The organism is Rhizorhabdus histidinilytica (assembly GCF_900167915.1).
In the GTDB taxonomy this organism is placed as follows: Bacteria; Pseudomonadota; Alphaproteobacteria; order Sphingomonadales; family Sphingomonadaceae; genus Rhizorhabdus; species Rhizorhabdus histidinilytica.
The window spans coordinates 1-16210 of record NZ_FUYM01000028.1; the positions used below are offsets into that span (position 1 = coordinate 1).

15 protein-coding genes and 1 pseudogene are annotated in these 16210 nt (G+C 66.7%); 8 read left to right on the forward strand and 8 right to left on the reverse strand.

Going from position 1 to position 16210, the window contains the following annotated elements:
• The coding region (locus B5X82_RS25365; protein ID WP_235862793.1) for an enoyl-CoA hydratase-related protein at positions 1 to 146 on the reverse strand (146 nt) is incomplete at its 3' end.
• A gap of 120 nt (positions 147 to 266) precedes the next feature.
• Entirely contained in the window at positions 267 to 716 is a 450-nt protein-coding gene (locus tag B5X82_RS25370) for a MucR family transcriptional regulator (protein ID WP_079651132.1), read from the reverse strand.
• A 237-nt stretch (positions 717 to 953) separates the two neighbouring features.
• On the opposite strand from B5X82_RS25370, the gene B5X82_RS25375 reads away from it, so the two are divergent.
• The 4 genes from B5X82_RS25375 (at position 954) to B5X82_RS25390 (ending at position 6805) form a co-directional block, all read left to right on the forward strand.
• Entirely contained in the window at positions 954 to 1397 is a 444-nt protein-coding gene (locus tag B5X82_RS25375) for an Rrf2 family transcriptional regulator (protein WP_079651133.1), read from the forward strand.
• 264 nt (positions 1398 to 1661) lie between these two features.
• Positions 1662 to 3038: a UbiD family decarboxylase gene (locus B5X82_RS25380; protein WP_079651134.1), complete on the forward strand. Its 1377-nt coding sequence runs from the start codon at positions 1662 to 1664 to the stop codon at positions 3036 to 3038.
• Between the two features lie 12 nt (positions 3039 to 3050).
• On the forward strand, positions 3051 to 5120 hold the full coding sequence (locus B5X82_RS25385; RefSeq protein ID WP_176152708.1) for a hydantoinase/oxoprolinase family protein: 2070 nt from the start codon (positions 3051 to 3053) through the stop codon (positions 5118 to 5120).
• 2 nt (positions 5121 to 5122) lie between these two features.
• Entirely contained in the window at positions 5123 to 6805 is a 1683-nt protein-coding gene (locus B5X82_RS25390; RefSeq protein ID WP_176152709.1) for a hydantoinase B/oxoprolinase family protein, read from the forward strand.
• A gap of 24 nt (positions 6806 to 6829) precedes the next feature.
• Here B5X82_RS25390 and B5X82_RS25395 read toward each other — a convergent pair whose 3' ends face one another.
• Together B5X82_RS25395 and B5X82_RS25400 are read right to left on the reverse strand one after the other, a co-directional pair.
• Positions 6830 to 7513, reverse strand: coding sequence for a GntR family transcriptional regulator (locus B5X82_RS25395; RefSeq protein WP_176152710.1), 684 nt, complete (start codon positions 7511 to 7513; stop codon positions 6830 to 6832).
• Between the two features lie 54 nt (positions 7514 to 7567).
• Complete coding sequence (locus B5X82_RS25400; RefSeq protein WP_176152711.1) at positions 7568 to 8671, reverse strand: alpha-hydroxy acid oxidase; 1104 nt, start codon at positions 8669 to 8671, stop codon at positions 7568 to 7570.
• 139 nt (positions 8672 to 8810) lie between these two features.
• Between B5X82_RS25400 and B5X82_RS25405 the strand changes: the two genes are divergently transcribed.
• The 4 genes from B5X82_RS25405 to B5X82_RS25420 all read left to right on the forward strand — a co-directional run bounded on the left by B5X82_RS25405 (position 8811) and on the right by B5X82_RS25420 (position 13889).
• Positions 8811 to 9626, forward strand: coding sequence for a TauD/TfdA dioxygenase family protein (locus B5X82_RS25405; RefSeq protein WP_079651139.1), 816 nt, complete (start codon positions 8811 to 8813; stop codon positions 9624 to 9626).
• Positions 9623 to 10873: an MFS transporter gene (locus B5X82_RS25410; RefSeq protein WP_079651140.1), complete on the forward strand. Its 1251-nt coding sequence runs from the start codon at positions 9623 to 9625 to the stop codon at positions 10871 to 10873. Before B5X82_RS25405 ends, B5X82_RS25410 begins: the two co-directional genes overlap by 4 nt.
• Before the next feature lie 141 nt (positions 10874 to 11014).
• Positions 11015 to 13294, forward strand: a complete 2280-nt coding sequence (locus B5X82_RS25415; protein ID WP_176152712.1) for a TonB-dependent receptor — start codon at positions 11015 to 11017, stop codon at positions 13292 to 13294.
• A gap of 25 nt (positions 13295 to 13319) precedes the next feature.
• Positions 13320 to 13889: a UbiX family flavin prenyltransferase gene (locus tag B5X82_RS25420; RefSeq protein ID WP_079651142.1), complete on the forward strand. Its 570-nt coding sequence runs from the start codon at positions 13320 to 13322 to the stop codon at positions 13887 to 13889.
• Between the two features lie 72 nt (positions 13890 to 13961).
• Here B5X82_RS25420 and B5X82_RS25425 read toward each other — a convergent pair whose 3' ends face one another.
• From B5X82_RS25425 to B5X82_RS27165, 4 genes and pseudogenes are all read right to left on the reverse strand, one after another.
• The gene (locus B5X82_RS25425) at positions 13962 to 14198 is read right to left on the reverse strand and encodes a hypothetical protein (protein WP_079651143.1); all 237 of its coding nucleotides are present in this window, start codon (positions 14196 to 14198) and stop codon (positions 13962 to 13964) included.
• Positions 14199 to 14262: 64 nt separating this feature from the next.
• Positions 14263 to 14817, reverse strand: a complete 555-nt coding sequence (locus B5X82_RS25430; RefSeq protein ID WP_079651144.1) for an opacity protein — start codon at positions 14815 to 14817, stop codon at positions 14263 to 14265.
• A gap of 566 nt (positions 14818 to 15383) precedes the next feature.
• Complete coding sequence (locus B5X82_RS25435) at positions 15384 to 15863, reverse strand: Hsp20 family protein (RefSeq protein WP_079651145.1); 480 nt, start codon at positions 15861 to 15863, stop codon at positions 15384 to 15386.
• 221 nt (positions 15864 to 16084) lie between these two features.
• Positions 16085 to 16210 (reverse strand): annotated as a pseudogene (locus B5X82_RS27165) (enoyl-CoA hydratase); the annotation flags it as partial.

A 16210-nucleotide genomic window follows, 5' to 3' on the forward strand; every position in this document is an offset into this window, starting at 1 on the left:
TGCTCGGGATCGGCGTCGAAGGCCCGGAAGGCGGCGATCAGATCGGCCAGCACCTGCGTGTTGAGCGCGTTCAGCGCCTGCGGGCGGTTCAGCCGAATGACCGTGACCGGCCCCTGGGTTTCGACGAGGATCGTTTCATAGGACATGGGGCATCTTCCAGATGTTCGACGGATTTTGGGTTTCGCGGGCAAACGGCTTCGCCCGGCGGCGGCATCTCCTATACGGCGATGCGCGCCGCCCGGACGAATGGACGGTCCCGGCGGGGGTCAGGCCTTCGGCGCGGTCTTTCGCGGCTTGCGCGCCTTGGGCGGCGGCGGCGGCGCCACTTCCTTCTTGCGGCCGAGGCCGCTCTTCACCGCGAGGCTGCGGCGGGTCTCGGCATAGTTGGGAGCGACCATTGGATAATCGGCCGGCAGGCCCCATTTCCTGCGATAGTCGTCAGGAGACATGCCATAGTTGGTCTGAAGATAGCGCTTGAGCATCTTCATCTTCTTGCCGGATTCCAGGCTGACCAGATAATCCGGCTTGATCGAGGAGCGGATGGGGACGGCGGGCTTGAGTTCCTCCACCGGTTCCGGCGCGGGTTGGCCCAGGCTCGTCAGCGTCGCATGGACATTCCTGATGAGTTCGGCGACGTCGCCGACCGCGACCTTGTTGTTGGTAAGATGGGACGCGACAATATCCGCGGTCAACTCCAACATGATTTCGTCTGCCATCGATCGCCTCATTTGCCCGAAATTGGATCGGGGTCTTCTATCCGAGGATGCGGCGTCTTGAAACACTATAGATTAGGATGAAGGGCAGATATCGGCTCGCCCCATCTCCGATGCGGAAGCACGTCGCCGGCGGAGGCGCATCGGCGCGGCGCGGTCCGACCTCGGACCGGCGCCGGACCCTTAACATGTCCCCGTCATACAGGTATTGATAGGCTTCGGTCTTCTCGGGAGAGGTGAGTGCGGCTGACGCGCTACACGGATTATTCGCTCAGGGTTTTGATTCACCTCGCGATCAACGACGACCGTCTCTGCTCGATCGGCGAGATTTCGCGCACCTATGACGTGTCGCACAATCATCTGATGAAGGTGGTCAACGCCCTCGCGCGCGACGGCTTCATCGAGACGGTGCGGGGGCGGACCGGCGGCATGCGCCTCGCGCGGCCCGCGAACGAGATCACCGTCGGCGAAGTCGTGCGCAGGACCGAGGAAGGCTTCCAGCTCGCCGATTGCTCGGGATGTGCGTTGTCCCCGGCCTGCGGCCTGACCGGCGTCCTCGCCGAGGCGATGCAGGCGATGATGATGGTGTTCGATTCCTACAAGATCTCCGACCTGCTGACCGACCGTGAGGCGATGCGACGGCTGATGAACCGGCAATCGCCGCTCGGTATCGGCCTGCACTGACGAGGGCGCGCGCGCCGGGCTTCGATGCCCCCGCGATCCGGTTCTTTCCATAAGCTCGATTCGCCCCGGTTTTCGCGCCGGAGCGGTGCTTCCCCACATGCATGTTCGGCTGGGCCGCGTTTAGCCCTTGCACGGATCGTGGGCACGCGATAGGTCAGAACAATATTATCAATAATTATATGGATCGCGTTGCGTGGTGGATTTGAAGGGCGGTCGGACAAGCGGGGATTCTGGCCATGGGCGGCGTGTGGGGACGGCGGCCCGATGAGGAATTATCTGAAGATCCTGCACGATCGGGGCGATATCCAGCTGGTCCGGCGCAGGGTCGACCCGTGCTTCGAGCTGTCGGCGGTGATCGAGAAGGTGCAGCAGAACGGGGCGCAACCGCTGCTGTTCACCGATGTGGCCGGCACCGACATGCCGGTCGTCTCCAACATCTATGCGAGCAATGACCGTCTGTGCGAGATGATCGGTGCGGCGCGCGGCGAATTCTGCCGGCGCTGGGATGAACTGCTCGGCGCCGTCGATGCGAGCGCGCCCTATGTCGAGCGGGCGGCTGTGCCGACGCCGCGCGTCCCGATCGCCTTCGACGCCTTGCCCCGTATCACCTGGCGAGGGAAGGATGACGGGCCCTATATCACCGCCGGCGTTTTCTACGCGAAGGACCCGGAAACCGGCGTCGGCAATCTCTCCTTCTGCCGCGCCTCGATGCGGGCGGACGGCACGTTGCTCTGTTGCATCGATCCGCCGCATGACCTCGCCCGCTACCAGGCGCTCGCCGAGGCGCGCGGGGAGCCGCTCGACGTGGCGATCCTGATCGGTCCGGCGCCCGAGATATTCCTCGCGGCCTGCGCCTCGATTCCCTACGAACAGGATGAGTTGAGCGTCGCCGCCGCGATCCGGGGGGCGCCGGTCCCGATGCGCCCCGCCTCCACCCTGCCGTTCGACCTGCCCGACGAGACCGAGGTCGTCATCGAGGGCCGGATTCGCCCGCACGAGCGCAAGCTGGAAGGACCATTCGGCGAATATATGGGCTATTACGGCCCACTGAACACCAATGGCTATGTGTTCGACGTGACTGCGGTTACCGCGCGCGAAGGGGCGGTGTTCCACGGCTTGCTGTGCGGCGGAGCGGAAGACCTGTGTGCGCTAGACGTCGCCTTCGCGACGCGGACCTACAGCCATATCGCACGGAAGGTTTCCGGCGTCATCGACGTCACCTGCAACCCGATGTTCTTCTGTTCGGTCGTCAAGATCGACAAGAGCTATGAAGCGCAGCCGCGCGAGGTGATCCAGGCGGTGTTCGACGCCAATCCCAACTACAATTTCGCCTGCATAGTCGTGGACAAGGATGTCGACATCCACGATCTCCAGGCGGTGTTGAAGGCCTTCCTGACCCGTGGCCGCGTCGATCGGCGCGTCACGGTGGTCGACGACGTCCGCGGCTGGGACGATTCGGCCGATCCGATCTATGCCGGGAGGGTAGGTATCGATGCGACCATGACCTGGGGGCGCGAGGAGAATTTCGATCCGGCGTCGACCCCCTGGCCCGAGATCCAGCTCGACGAGTATCTCGACCCGCCGACGGCTCGCGCGCCGCGCCCCTCAAACGCCCCGGCCGCACGCAATTCCATATCCTAGATGGATCACGCCATGACCGCGACAGCCTCCATTCCCTCCCATCGCATCGCCATCGACGTCGGCGGAACCTTCGTCGACTATGTGCTGCTCGACGAAGCGTCGGGATCGATCACGATCGAAAAGCAGCTCTCCACCCCCGAGCGGATCGTCGACGAAGTGATGACCGGCATCGGCCGGCTGCCCGTGGCGCTGTCGCAGACGAGCATCTTTCACGGGACCACCGTCGCGCTCAACACGATCGTGCAGGAGCGCGGGGTCGCGGTCGGATTGCTCACCACCGCCGGCTTCCGCGACATATTGGAGATCGGCCGGGGATCGCGGCCGGAGATCTACAATCCGCTGTTCCGCGAACCGCCAGCGCTGATCGACCGCTTCCTGCGGCGCGAGATCGCGGGCCGGATGGACGCGCAGGGGCGCGAGGTGACGCCGCTCGACCTCGACCAGCTCGACCGCGAGGCCGACGCGCTCGTCGCCGCCGGGGTCGAGGCGCTCGCGATCTGCTTCCTGCACAGCTACACCAACAATACGCATGAGGCGGTGGCGGCCGAGCGCATCCGCCGCCGTCATCCCGGCATCGCCCTGGCCGTCTCGCACGAGCTGGTCCGCGAATGGCGCGAGTTCGAGCGGACCTCGACCACGGTGCTCAACGCCTATGTCCAGCCGCCCTTCAAGCGCTACATCGACGCGCTCGTCGCGCGGCTGGAAGGCGCCGGCTATGCCAATCCGCTGGCGGTGATGCAGTCGAACGGCGGGGTCTCCGCCGCGCGGCGAGCCGCCGATCGGCCGATCACCACGCTGGAGTCGGGGCCGGCCGGTGGCGTCATCGGCGCCAGCGTGCTCGCGGCGGAGCTGGGGCTGAAGAACGTCATCTGCTCCGACGTCGGCGGGACGACGGTCGATCTCGCGCTGATCGAGGACGGGGCGATCGTCGAGCGCAACCAGACCAAGATCGCCGGCCGGCCGGTGCTGGGGCCGACCATCGACATCCTATCCGCCGGCGTCGGCGGCGGATCGATCGCCTGGATCGATAATCGCGGCTCGCTCCGCGTCGGACCGCGCAGTGCCGGATCGTCGCCGGGGCCGGCCTGCTTCGGCCTGGGCGGGAGCGAGCCGACGGTGACCGATTGCCATCTGGTGCTCGGCAGCCTCGACCCCGATCGGTTCCTAGGCGCGCGCATCCGGCTCGATGTCGACGCGGCGCGGGGAGCGGTGGACCGCCTCGCCGGGCGGCTCGGCCTCGGGCGCGACGAGCTGGCGGCGGGGATCCTGCAGATCGCCGAGTCCAACATGATCGGCGCGATCCGCTCGATCACCGTCAAGCGCGGCCTCGATCCCCGCGACTTCACTCTCGTCTCCTATGGCGGTGGGGGCGGCTTCTTCGCCGCCGCCGTCGCGGAAGAACTCGGGGTGCGGTCGATCATCGTGCCGACCGCCTCGGCGACCTTCTCCGCCTGGGGCATCGTCTCGTCCGACTATCGCGAGGACAGCGCGCGGACGATGGTGCGGACGCTCGACGACGCGACTGCGCGGGAGATCGTCGCCGTCGCGCGCCGGCTGTCGGCCGACAATGTCGAGCGGCTGTCCGAGCATAATATCGACGCCGGCCGCATCCGTTCCTTCGTGCGCTGCGACGTCCGCTTCGCCGGGCAGGAATATACCGTCACCGTCGGGGTCGACGACGATTGGCTGCAATCCCCCGACCGGCTGCTGGCGGGGCTGAGCGAGCGCTTCGTCGACATGCACCGGCGGCTCTACGGCCATGGCGAGCAGGGCATGCCGGTCGAGCTGGTGACGGTGCGGGTGCGGTCGATCGGCCATGTCGCCCGGCCGGCCTTTCCGCGCGCCAGAGATGGCGCGGCGCCCGAGCCGTCCGCCTGGCGCGAGACCTATTTCCGGGCCGAGGGTGAACGGGTGCGGACTCCGGTCTACGACCGCGATGCGTTGTCGCGCCTCTTCGCGGTCGAGGGGCCGGCGATCGTGGAGGAATGGACCACGACGACGTTGGTGCCGCCGGGCTGGAGCGCCGGCACCGACCGGATCGGCAATCTGGTGCTCACCGCCAAGGCGGAAGGGGAGGAATGATCATGGCGCAGATCGATGTCGTCACCGCGGAAGTCCTCCGCAACGCCGTCGTCGTCGCGGCGGAGGAGATGAGCTCGACGCTGGTGCGCACCGCGCACAATCCGCTGCTCTACGACGTCCAGGACTTCGGGCTCGGCATCATCTCGCCCGAGGGCGAGTGCTGGGCCGACGCGCCGGGCATGACCGCCTTCGTCGGGGTGCTGTCGCACACCGTGCTGTCGGGCATCGCGGTGCACGGGCTGGAGAATATGCGCGACGGCGACCTGTTCATCGCCAACGATCCCTACACGACCGGCAACCATATTTCCGACGTGTCGATCTACATGCCGATCTTCCACGAGGGGCGGCTGGTCGCCTTCGCGGCTGTCACCGCGCACTGGGCGGACATTGGCGGCAAGACGCCGGGCGGCTGGTGCCCGGACTCGGTCGACGTCTATCAGGAAGGCATCTGCTTCTCGCACGAGAAGCTGATCGACGGCGGCCGGCCGGTCGGCGCGCTGTGGAGCATCATCCGCAACAACACGCGCTGTCCCGACGTCGTGCTGGGCGATCTCAACGCGCAGATCGCCGCGTGCCGCCAGGGGGCGCTGCGCTTGACCGCGCTGTGCGCGAAATATGGTCTCGATCAGCTCCATGCGGCGATGCGGCTGGCGATCCAGCGCGCCGAGGACGATGCGCGCGGGCAGATCAGCGCGCTTCCCGACGGCGTCTACACGGTCAGCCAGCGGATGGACGAGGACGGCGTGGCGCGCGGCGACCCCTTCGATGTCGTGCTGACCCTCACCATAGCGGGGGACGGCATCCACGCCTCGTTCGAGGGGACGAGCGAGGTGCGGGCGGGGCCGGTCAACTGCCCTGAACATGCGGCTCGCAGCCTCGTCCGCGCCGCGATCAAGGGCGTGCTGTCGCCGACCGAGCCGGCCAATGAGGGCGACTTCAAAGCGCTCAGCTTCGACATCGCGCCGAACCTGGTGGTCAGCCCGCAGCGACCGGCGCCGGTCGATTCCTACGGCTATATGTGTATCGCGGTGTGGGAGCTCACCATGCGCGCGCTGGCGATGGTCGTGCCCGACAAGGCGGTGGCGGGCGGCGGCCAGCTCTGCATGCCGACGCTGTCGCGGGTCGACCCCAGGCTCGGCACGCCGTTCGTGCTCGCCGATCCGCTCGACGTCGGCAACGGCGCCCGACCGAATGTCGACGCGCCGACGATGGCGATCCCGACGATGGGGGACGTGCCGAACATGCCGGTCGAGGTTATCGAGATGCGCTACCCGGTCCGGGTCGAGCGGTTCGGGCTGCGGCCGGAATCGATCGGCCATGGCCGATTCCTGGGTGGGGCCGGGGTGCGGCGTGACTATCGCCTGCTCGAACGCGGTATCATGGTCTATACCGCCTTCGAGAATGTCGGAGATCCGCTGGGCCGGGGCCGGGACGGCGGGCTGGACGGCGCGCCGCCGGTCGTCGTCGTCAATCCCGATACCGATCGCGAGGTGGTGATGAAGAGCCGCGCCGGCATCGGCCCGTTCGAACCCGGCGAGGTGATCAGCATGCGCAGCGGCGGCGGCGGCGGTTGGGGCGCCCCCGCCGATCGCGATCCGGCGCAGGTCGCCCGCGACGTCCGCAACGGGCTGCTGAGCGAGGCCGACGCCCGGTCGATCTATGGAGTGGTGGCCGAGCCGGCATGACCGGCCGGCTGTCCGCCACCCGGTTCAGGATACGCCGAAGGCCTCGTCCGGCAGGTGCAGCAGGTCGGCGCGCGATCGGTCGCCGGACTCGATCGCCAACGCCTCGGCCCGATCCGGATCGGCGGCGAGGATCGCCTTCAATATCTCGGCATGGCCCTCGAGCCACTGGTCGCGATTGTCGTTGAACTGGATGCCGCTGAGCCAGATGCGGTGGAGCAGCGATTGCAGCGACGCGTGGGTGCGCTTCAGCACCGGGTTACCGACACTGTCCATCAGCGATCCCCAGAAGCGGTTGTTCTCCCGCACGAAGTCCGCCATCGGCATGTGGCGGTCCTTCGGGAATTCCTCGGTCAGGCGCAGCGAATGCTCGATCGTTTCGCGCACCGACGGCTCGTCGATGCGGCTGGCGGCCTGACGCACGACGAAGTTGGCGAGCGCGTCGAGCACGTCGAGCGTATGGCTTACCTCTTCCCGGGTGACGAGGCGGACGAAGGCGCCCTGGCTCTTGACGATCTCGATCAGCCCCTCGCCCTCGAGGATGCGCAGCGCCCCGCGCACGCATGAGCGTGACACGCCGTAACGATTGATCAGGTCGATCTCGACCAGCCGTTGCTTGGGCACAAATTGTCCGGTCTGGATGCCGACCCTGATCTGGTCCGCCACCGCCTCCGGGTTGATCCTCGGCCGCTTCTGCGAGCCCTTCACCATCCACTCATCTCCTTCGACGCCGCCGGATCGGCTCGTCCCCATGATGATCGTCGGTCACGGCAGCCGACGCAGCTTGCCCGGGCCGAGATCGTCGAGGGACCGGCATCCCATGAAATGCAGCGTGCGTAGCATCTCGGACCGGAACAACGCAAAGACATGCCGGACCCCCTCCTCGCCCGCGGCGGCGAGCCCATAGCAGAAGGGCCGCACCGTTGAACATGCCGTTGCGCCGAGGGCGATCGCCTTGATGATGTCGGTGCCCGAGCGGAAGCCGCCGTCGACGACGATCTCCAGCCGGCCGCGCGCGTGCGCGATCGCGTCGGGCAGCATGTCGAGCGGGGCGATGCCGCTGTCGAAGTGGCGGCCGCCCTGGTTGGAAAGGAACACCGACTGATAGCCGAGCGCGGCGGCGCGGCCGATGTCGTCGGGCCGCAGCAGGCCCTTCACCGCCAGGGGGCCGATCCATCGGTCGCGCAGCCAGGCGAGGTCGTCCCATCCGACCGGCGAGACGATCTGGTCGACGACCTGCTCCATCGACAGGCCCTCGCCGGCGAAATTGGCGAGACGCGGCCGTTGCCGCGCCATCCGCCACGCCCAGCGGGGTCGCGCGACTGCCATCTTCGCGACCAGCCAGGGCGAGGGCGGCATCCGCAGCCCATGCCGCCGCTCGGCCGGGCGGTCGCCATGGACCGGATTATCGACGGTCACGCAGAGGCCCGCAAAGCCCGCGTCGCGGGCGCGATCGATCAGTCGTAGCGCCAGCGCCCGGTCACGCGGGAGGCTGAGCTGGAAGAGGCAGGGGCCGGCCGCCGCCCGCCGGGCCAGCGATTCGATCGAGTGGTTCGACGCGGTGCTGAGCATGAACAGCGCGCCGGCATCCGTACACGCGCGCGCCGCGGCGAGGTCGCCGCCGTTGCCGATCAGCCCGAGCATCCCGGCGGGGCCGAAGACCAGCGGCAGGGCGAGGTCGATCCCGAGCAGCCGTCGCCGGAGCGACGGCGTCGCATCCGGCCGCTCGGCGACCGACGGGAAAAGCCCCCAGCGATCGAACGCGGCGCGGTTGGCGGCGAGCGTCGCCTCGCGCTCGGCGCCGCTATCGAGATAAGCGCGGATCGGCGGCGGCAGGGCGCGGAACGCGGCCCTCCGCGCGCTTTCCAAATCCGCCCATCGACCCGATCCTTCCAACACTCCATCCCCTGTCGTCGAGTAAAGTAAACATTATTATTGACAATAATAGCAACGATAAAGTTCAATCTCCTCCCGCGCACATCGATCCGGGGATGGGAGAAGGGTTTCCATGAGTTTCGCGAGCTTCGAGATATCGCCGATCACGCCGTTCGTCGGGGCGGATGTCGATGGGATCGACCTGGGCGAAAGGCCCCTGAGCGACGCGGAGCGCGACGATGTGATCCGCGCGTTGTCGATCCACGGTGTGCTGCGCTTCAAACGGCAATCGCTGACGATCGACACGCTGATGCGGCTCGGGCGGCAGTTCGGCGAGCTCCACATCCACACCGGCATTTCGGGGATGAAGGAGAATCCCGAAGTGACCGAGATCTATTCAGACGAGACGTCTAAGCATGTGAACGGCGAACTGTGGCACAGCGACTTGTCCTGTGACGAGGTCCCGCCGCTGGGCAGCATCCTGCATATGCGGCAGGTGCCGCGCAACGGCGGCGGCGACACCGCCTTTTCGAGTTCCTACACGGCTTATGAGCGGCTGTCCGATTCGATGAAGCGCTATCTGGGGGGGCTCACCGCCACCCATGACGGCGCGGTCGCGTTCGGCCGCTTCGATCCGAACAAGACCTATACCCGCGCGGTGCATCCGGTGATCACCCATCATCCCGTGTCGGGCCGCAAGGTACTCTACGTCAATCGCGCCTTCACCAGCCATATCAACGAGGTGCCGCGCGAGGAGAGCGACGCCGTGCTGCGTTTCCTCTACGACCATAGCGAGCGGCCGGAATGGTCGATGCGCTTCCATTGGGAGGATGACATGGTCGCCTTCTGGGACAATCGCTGCACGCAGCATCTGGCGATCTGGGACTATTTCCCCGAGCGCCGGCTGGGGCATCGCGTCCAGATCGCCGGCGACCGGAAGCCGGCATGACAGTTGTGGAGGCGGGTGAGGTAGTGCCGCAGGCGCGGGCGCGGTGGCGGCCCTGGGGTGTGGTGCTGGCCTGCGTCATCGGTTTCGCGATCAGCCCCGCGACCGTGTTGTTCTACACGCTGGGCCTGTTCATCGAGCCGCTGCGCGCCGCTCATGGCTGGGACCGGGCGGAGGTCTCGCTCGCCATCCCGATCTTCACCGCGGCGGTCGCCGGCGCGATGCCGTTCGTTGGCGTGCTGATCGACCGGCTGGGACCGAGGCGGGTCCTGATCGGATCGATCCTGCTCTATGGCGGCGGGCTCGGCGGCTTCTTCCTGGTTGACAGCCTGCCGCGCTTCTACGGGCTGTTCTTCCTGCTGGGCGTTGTCTGCTCGGGGGCGAACTCGATCACCTATACCCGGCTGCTGACGGTCTGGTTCGATCGCAACCGCGGCAAGGCGATCGGCATCGCCTCGTCGGGCATGGGGCTGGGCATGTTGATCATGCCGCCGATCATCGACCAGGTGATGCAGGCGGCGAACTGGCAATGGGCCTATCTGATGGTCGGGGCTGTCGTGCTGCTGCTCGGCCTGCCGGCAGCGACATGGCTGATCGCCGATACGCCGGAGGAGCTGGGCCTTCCCCGGGAGCCGGCTGCCGACGCGCTGGCCCCGCCGGTGGCGATGACGGTGCGCGAGGCGTCGGGGACGCGACAGTACTGGCTGATCCTCGCCTGCTTCATGGGTATCGCCGGATCGACCAACGCGATCGCCGTCCATCTGGCGCCGATGCTGCTCGATCTCGGCACCAGCTCGGCCGGGGCGGCCGCCGCGGTGTCGGCGTTCGGCGGAGCGATGCTGCTCGGCCGCATCGCGATGGGGTGGCTGATCGACCGCTTCTTCGCGCCCCGCATCTGCGCGCTGATCTTCGCGGTGTCGACGGTGGCGACGGTCGGCCTGGCCGCCGGCCTGCCGGTCGCGGCGATCGTCGTCGCGGCGGTCTGCGTCGGCTTCTCCGCCGGGGCTGAGGGCGACGTGATGGGGTTCCTCATCGGCCGCTATTTCGGCATCGCCCATTATGCCCGCATCTATGCGAGCATCTTCGTCGCCTATCTGCTGAGCGTCAGCGCCTTCCCCTATCTGCTGGCGCAGATGTTCGAACTGACCGGCTCCTATCGCGCCGGCCTTTGGCTGTGCGGGGCGCTCAATCTGGTCAGTGTCCTCTGCCTGCTCGGCATGGGCCCCTATGGGGGACGAAAAGCCCGATAAACCGGCGCGCAGAGACTTTTAAAAATTTTGCCTCCAAAATTATTGACAATATTATATCCGATAATAGGGTCATGGAGGCAGGGGGTGGTGCAAGGGGCCGGAAGCGAGATGGCCGGGCATCGCATCAAAGGGAGGTTTCACATGATTGCACGATCGCTGCTCTTTTCCGGCGCCATGGGGTCCAGCATCATCGCCTTGTCGATCGGTTCACCGGTCCATGCGCAGGACGCCGAGGCCAGCCTGATGTCCGACATCGTCGTCACCGCCCGCAAGCGCGACGAGACCGCGCAGTCGGTGCCGGTCGCGATCAGCGCCTTCAACGGCGCGCAGCTCGAAGCGCTCGGCGTCACCGAGAGCAAGGACCTGGGCAAGTTCACCCCGGGCCTGCAATGGAAATCGGACTCCCCGTTCGGCGGTAATGTCATCTTCGTGCGCGGCGTCGGCAACAACACGACGCTGTTCACCGGATCGCCTGCCGTCGCCGTCTATCTCGACGAGGCCTATCTCAACTCGCAGGCCTTCCACGGCTTCTCGACCTTCGACGTCGACCGGGTCGAGGTGCTGAAGGGACCGCAGGGGACACTCTACGGTCGCAACACGACCGGTGGCGCGATCAAGTACATCACCAGGCAGCCCGACCCGGACAAGGGGCTGACCGGCGAGGTCAACGTCAACCTTGGCAATTTCGGGCTGCGCAAGGTCGATGGCGGCATCGGTGTCGCCCTGTCGGAAAAGGCGGCGCTGCGCATCGGCTTCGTGTCGCACGACCGCGGCGGCATCTATGACGACTATGTCCGCGACACCAAGACGACCGACGTCAACGTCAAGGCGATCCGCCTCCAGCTTCTCGTCAAGCCGACCGAGAAATTCTCGATCCTGCTCGGCGGCACCTATGCGCGGTCGCGCAGCGACGACGTCCGCTTCAAGCGTGTCGACACCGTCGATCCCGCGACGATCAGCTTCGGCCCCGGCGGGCCGAGCTTCTCCGGCCGCTGCGCCAATCCGGGCGTCGGCACCGCGCCGGGCTGCACCAGCATCCTGCAACTGCTTGGCGTTCCCGACGACCTCAACAAGGACGCCTTCAAGGTCCAGTCGAACCTTTCCAGGCGGGAATCGCTCGAGCGGGTGGACAGCTGGGGCGCCTGGCTGACGATGAACTATGATTTCGGCGGCGCGACGCTGACCTCGGCCACCTCCTATTATCACCTCAACCTCAAGGGGCCCCAGGATGTCGACGCGACCGCGCTCAACATCGCGGCGATCTACGACGAGGGACGCCCCCGCCAGTTCAGCCAGGAGGTGCGGCTCACCTCGGACGGCTCGGGCGATTTCCGCTGGGTGCTCGGCGGCTATTATTTCCGGGAGAGCATCACCCAGCTCAAGCCCGTCAACCTGGCCGGCATCGGCATCGGCTTCGGCAGCGCCGGCAAGCAGAAGACCGACGCGATCGCGGCCTTCGCCGAGGGTTCCTATCGCTTCACTGACGCGCTCGACCTGACCGTCGGCCTGCGCTGGAGCCGCGACAAGCGCGACGTCGACTTCACCTATTTCACCTTCGCCAGCGACGGGCGCGAGAATTACCGCTACGCGGACGTGCTCGCCGCCGGCTTCGGGCCGGGCAGCTTCACGCTCAACGGTCGGAAGAAGGCGTGGAGCAACCTCAGCGGCCGCATCACGCTCAGCTACAAGATCGACGATCAGGCGATGGTCTACGCCAGCGCCAATCGCGGCTACAAGGGCGGGGAGTTCAACTTCGGTTCCGACAATCCGGTCACCGCCGGCTTCGTCGACCCGGAGACGGTGGACGCGTTCGAGGTCGGCATCAAGTCGCAATGGTTCGACCGCCGGCTGCGCTTCAACGCGGCCGCCTTCTACTACAAGTACAGGGACAAGCAGGAGACGCTGTTCGACACCGGCACCGCGACGCTCTCCAACGCCGATGCGCGGGTCAAGGGCGTCGAGGTCGAGCTGACGGCGGTGCCCGTCCAGGGGTTGACGCTCAACGCCGGCCTGTCGCTGCTCGACGCCAAATATACCGACTTCCCCGCCTGCCAGCCCGACGGGTCGGCCTGCGACGGCAACCGGCTGTCGGACTCGCCCACGTCGACGCTCAACCTGCTCGCCAAATATGATTTCGACCTGGGCGGCCGGACGGCGAGCATCCAGGGCGGCGCCAATTGGACGGCGAAGCGCTTCTTCGATTTCCGCAACGTCGGCTACATCGCCGACGACGGCTATTGGCTGTTCGACGCGCGGGCATCCTATGAGATCATGGACGGCCTGACGGCAGCGCTGTGGGTGCAGAACATCGCCAACACCCGCTATTACACCAATGGTTTCGATGTTTCGGCATTCGGCTATTCGCTGCTGCTGCCAGGTACGCCGCGCAGCTATGGCGGGTCGATCAACTACCGCTTCTGACGATCATGGTGGGAAGCGCCTCCGCATGACGTCGCGGGTGATCATCGGCATCAGCGGGGCATCGGGCGCTGCCTATGGCATCGGCGCGCTGCGTGCGCTGATGCCCACCGAGGTCGAGACGCATCTCGTCATCTCCAAGGCCGCGGCGCGGACCATCGTCGAGGAGACCGAACTGTCGGTCGACGAGGTCCGCGCCATGGCCGACGTGGTGCACAGCAATGCGGACATCGGCGCCTCGATTGCCAGCGGCTCGTTCCGGACGCTGGGGATGCTCGTGGCGCCCTGTTCGGTGAAGTCCGCGTCGGAGATCGCCTGGGGCATCACCTCCTCGCTGCTCAGCCGCGCCGCCGACGTGACCCTGAAGGAGCGCCGCCGGCTGGTCCTGATGTTCCGCGAGACGCCGCTGCACGGCGGCCATCTGCGGACGCTGACCCAGCTCGACGCCGCCGGCGCGATCGTCATGCCGCCGGTGCCGGCGCTCTATGCGAAGCCGCAATCGGTGCAGGAACTGGTCGACCACAGCGTCGGCCGCGCACTCGACCTGCTCGGCATCGACGTCGGGCTGGTCCGCCGCTGGAAAGACGACGGCGACTGACGATCGGCCCGCGTCATGGGAGCTTACCGCATTCGGCCGATCGGTCTGCTCCTGGCAGCGTTCGGCGGCTCGTCAGCGCGTCACCGGGTCGCGCGGCTCGATCTGGCTGTTGTCGGGCGCCGCGCCAGGCGTCGAACTGAGCGGCGTCTTGTCTACCGGTTCCGCCATGTTGGCGATCTCCCTCTTGTCGACGCTGCTGTTCGGGCCGGCCTGATCCTGGCGCATGTTGCACCCGGCGAGCAAGGCGATGAGGCCGAAAGCGGCCACGACATGAGCATGGCCTGGTGGAATGGCGCGGTTTGGATCCATGATTTTCCTCATTGCGGTTCCTTTTCCGCCGCGGACGGGGGAGCGCGGCTCCCCGGTCCGAGCGTCAGAAGGCGAAGACGAGGCCCGCCATCGGGCGGATGCTATCGAAATCATAGGTATCCGCCTGGAGCCGCAGGCGCGGTCCGGCCTGACCGAGGATACCGCCCAAGCCGATCTCCCTGGGGCCGACTTCGACGCCCAGGCCATAACTAACCGCTTTCTCGTCGGAGAAGCCGCGACGGCCGTTGACCCACTGATAGCCGGCCGAGGCGTAGATCAGCCCGCTCTGTCCCGCGCGCAGACCGACCCGGCCGCGCACGCCATATTCCCAGTCGATGTCCTTGAACCCCTTGGCGGCATTGCCTTCGACGCCGACGAAGACGGGCCCGAACGGGACGTTCACGCCGGCGACACCCTCGACCAGCGCGCCGTCCATCTTGCCGCGCGAGCCTACCGTGCCGAATTCGCTGCGGCGGTCGAAATTATGGTAGCCGCCGAGAATGCCCACATAGGGTTCGAAGCTGACGGCAGGCTCGCTGCCGTCGGGGGAACTGTCCTGCGCCAGGGCAGCCGTACCGAGGGATGCCGCGAAGGCGGCGGCGAGGATGGCGATCTTCATATTGTCTCTCCAGTCAAAAGCCCGGGCCGGGCATCTCTCACAAAGGGGCGGTGACTGACCCAAACCGACCGTGCGCCGCGAGGTTGCGGCGGATGGAAAGTAAAAATTCTCGTGACATATCGGCCACATATGGCGCGGGTAGGGGGCGCCGGCCGGCCGGAGAGACGGAACCTCGACGGTCCCGGAAGATCTTCCCTTCGTCGAGCCGCCTGCGGAACCATGGCACCTTCCGCGCAGGGCGCGCGTTCATGGCGCCCTCTCTCGGCGGGTCTCTTCCGCTCTCCTGGCGAGCGAGCGGGCTCCTATCCGCTGAGGCGCTAATCGACCCGGGGGCGCCGGGCGCGTTCCCGGGCGGCGGCGCCGTCATGCTGGAAGGCGAGGGCCAGATGCGCCCGCCGCGCTTCGGGACAGGAGGCCCTCTCGGCGGCTTCCCGTTCCTGGCGCGCCCGTTCTTCGTAATATCGAATCTTCTCTGCAGTCGTCATGGAAGGCGTTCCCACCGATGGAATGGCGATCGAACAGGGAAAACGAGCCGGCGGCGGCGTCATGGCCGCCGCCGGCCCGGATCAGGCCGCCTTCATGCGGTTCTTGAGCTTCGGCAGAAGCCCGCGATCGTTGGCCGTGGTTCCTATCGCGATACGCCGAGGCTTCATCGCTTCGGGGAGTTCGCGCTTCAGGCCGATGCGTAGCAGGCCATCCTCGAAGTTCGCGGATTGCACCTCCACGAAATCGGCGAGCTGGAACCGCCGTTCGAAGGCGCGGGCGGTGATGCCGCGGTGAAGATAGCGCTCCTTGTCGTCCGTCGCTTCCCCCGACTTGCGCCCGCTGACGAGCAACTGGTTCGGCTGGGCCGTGATCTCGATCTCGTCCGGCCGGAAACCGGCGACGGCGAGCGTGATCCGATAGCTGTCCTCCCCGATCCTTTCGAGATCATAGGGCGGATGATCGTCCCACTGATCGAGGCGGCTGCTGGTTTCCAGAAGATCGAACAGGCGGTCGAAGCCGATGGCCGAACGCCGATAGGGCGTGAAATCGATGGTTCTCATATCAAATCCTCCTTCGAGCAATCTGAGCATGAGAAGCGCCGGAAAGAGCCGACGCTCTCTCGTGTGCCGGGCCCTTCCGGCACCCGGCGGCGGCGAGATAGTTTCGCTTCGCACCGTTTCAAGAGGGATATCCGCCGGGTTCGTTTTCCAGCGCGAACGGAACGGTTTTCGTCGTGCCGGCCCTTCGGTTCACGCCCGCGCCTCGGCCGCGAATGGCGGCATCACCTCCCTTTCCAGAGGCCGGGGCGTTTCTCGACGAAGGCGGTCATGCCCTCGGCCTTGTCGTCGGTGGCGCACAGGCCGTTGAAGGTGCGGCGCTCGAACAGCAGGCCGTGGTGGAGGCCGGT

Bases quoted from the DNA above. Each gene is read 5' to 3' on its own strand.
- B5X82_RS25430 (WP_079651144.1), bottom strand. From the start codon at position 14,817: ATGAAGATCGCCATCCTCGCCGCCGCCTTCGCGGCATCCCTCGGTACG.
- B5X82_RS25420 (WP_079651142.1), top strand. From the start codon at position 13,320: ATGACGTCGCGGGTGATCATCGGCATCAGCGGGGCATCGGGCGCTGCC.
- B5X82_RS25395 (WP_176152710.1), bottom strand. From the start codon at position 7,513: ATGGTGAAGGGCTCGCAGAAGCGGCCGAGGATCAACCCGGAGGCGGTG.
- B5X82_RS25435 (WP_079651145.1), bottom strand. From the start codon at position 15,863: ATGAGAACCATCGATTTCACGCCCTATCGGCGTTCGGCCATCGGCTTC.
- B5X82_RS25425 (WP_079651143.1), bottom strand. From the start codon at position 14,198: ATGGATCCAAACCGCGCCATTCCACCAGGCCATGCTCATGTCGTGGCC.
- B5X82_RS25410 (WP_079651140.1), top strand. From the start codon at position 9,623: ATGACAGTTGTGGAGGCGGGTGAGGTAGTGCCGCAGGCGCGGGCGCGG.
- B5X82_RS25405 (WP_079651139.1), top strand. From the start codon at position 8,811: ATGAGTTTCGCGAGCTTCGAGATATCGCCGATCACGCCGTTCGTCGGG.
- B5X82_RS25370 (WP_079651132.1), bottom strand. From the start codon at position 716: ATGGCAGACGAAATCATGTTGGAGTTGACCGCGGATATTGTCGCGTCC.
- B5X82_RS25415 (WP_176152712.1), top strand. From the start codon at position 11,015: ATGATTGCACGATCGCTGCTCTTTTCCGGCGCCATGGGGTCCAGCATC.
- B5X82_RS25385 (WP_176152708.1), top strand. From the start codon at position 3,051: ATGACCGCGACAGCCTCCATTCCCTCCCATCGCATCGCCATCGACGTC.
- B5X82_RS25390 (WP_176152709.1), top strand. From the start codon at position 5,123: ATGGCGCAGATCGATGTCGTCACCGCGGAAGTCCTCCGCAACGCCGTC.
- B5X82_RS25380 (WP_079651134.1), top strand. From the start codon at position 1,662: ATGAGGAATTATCTGAAGATCCTGCACGATCGGGGCGATATCCAGCTG.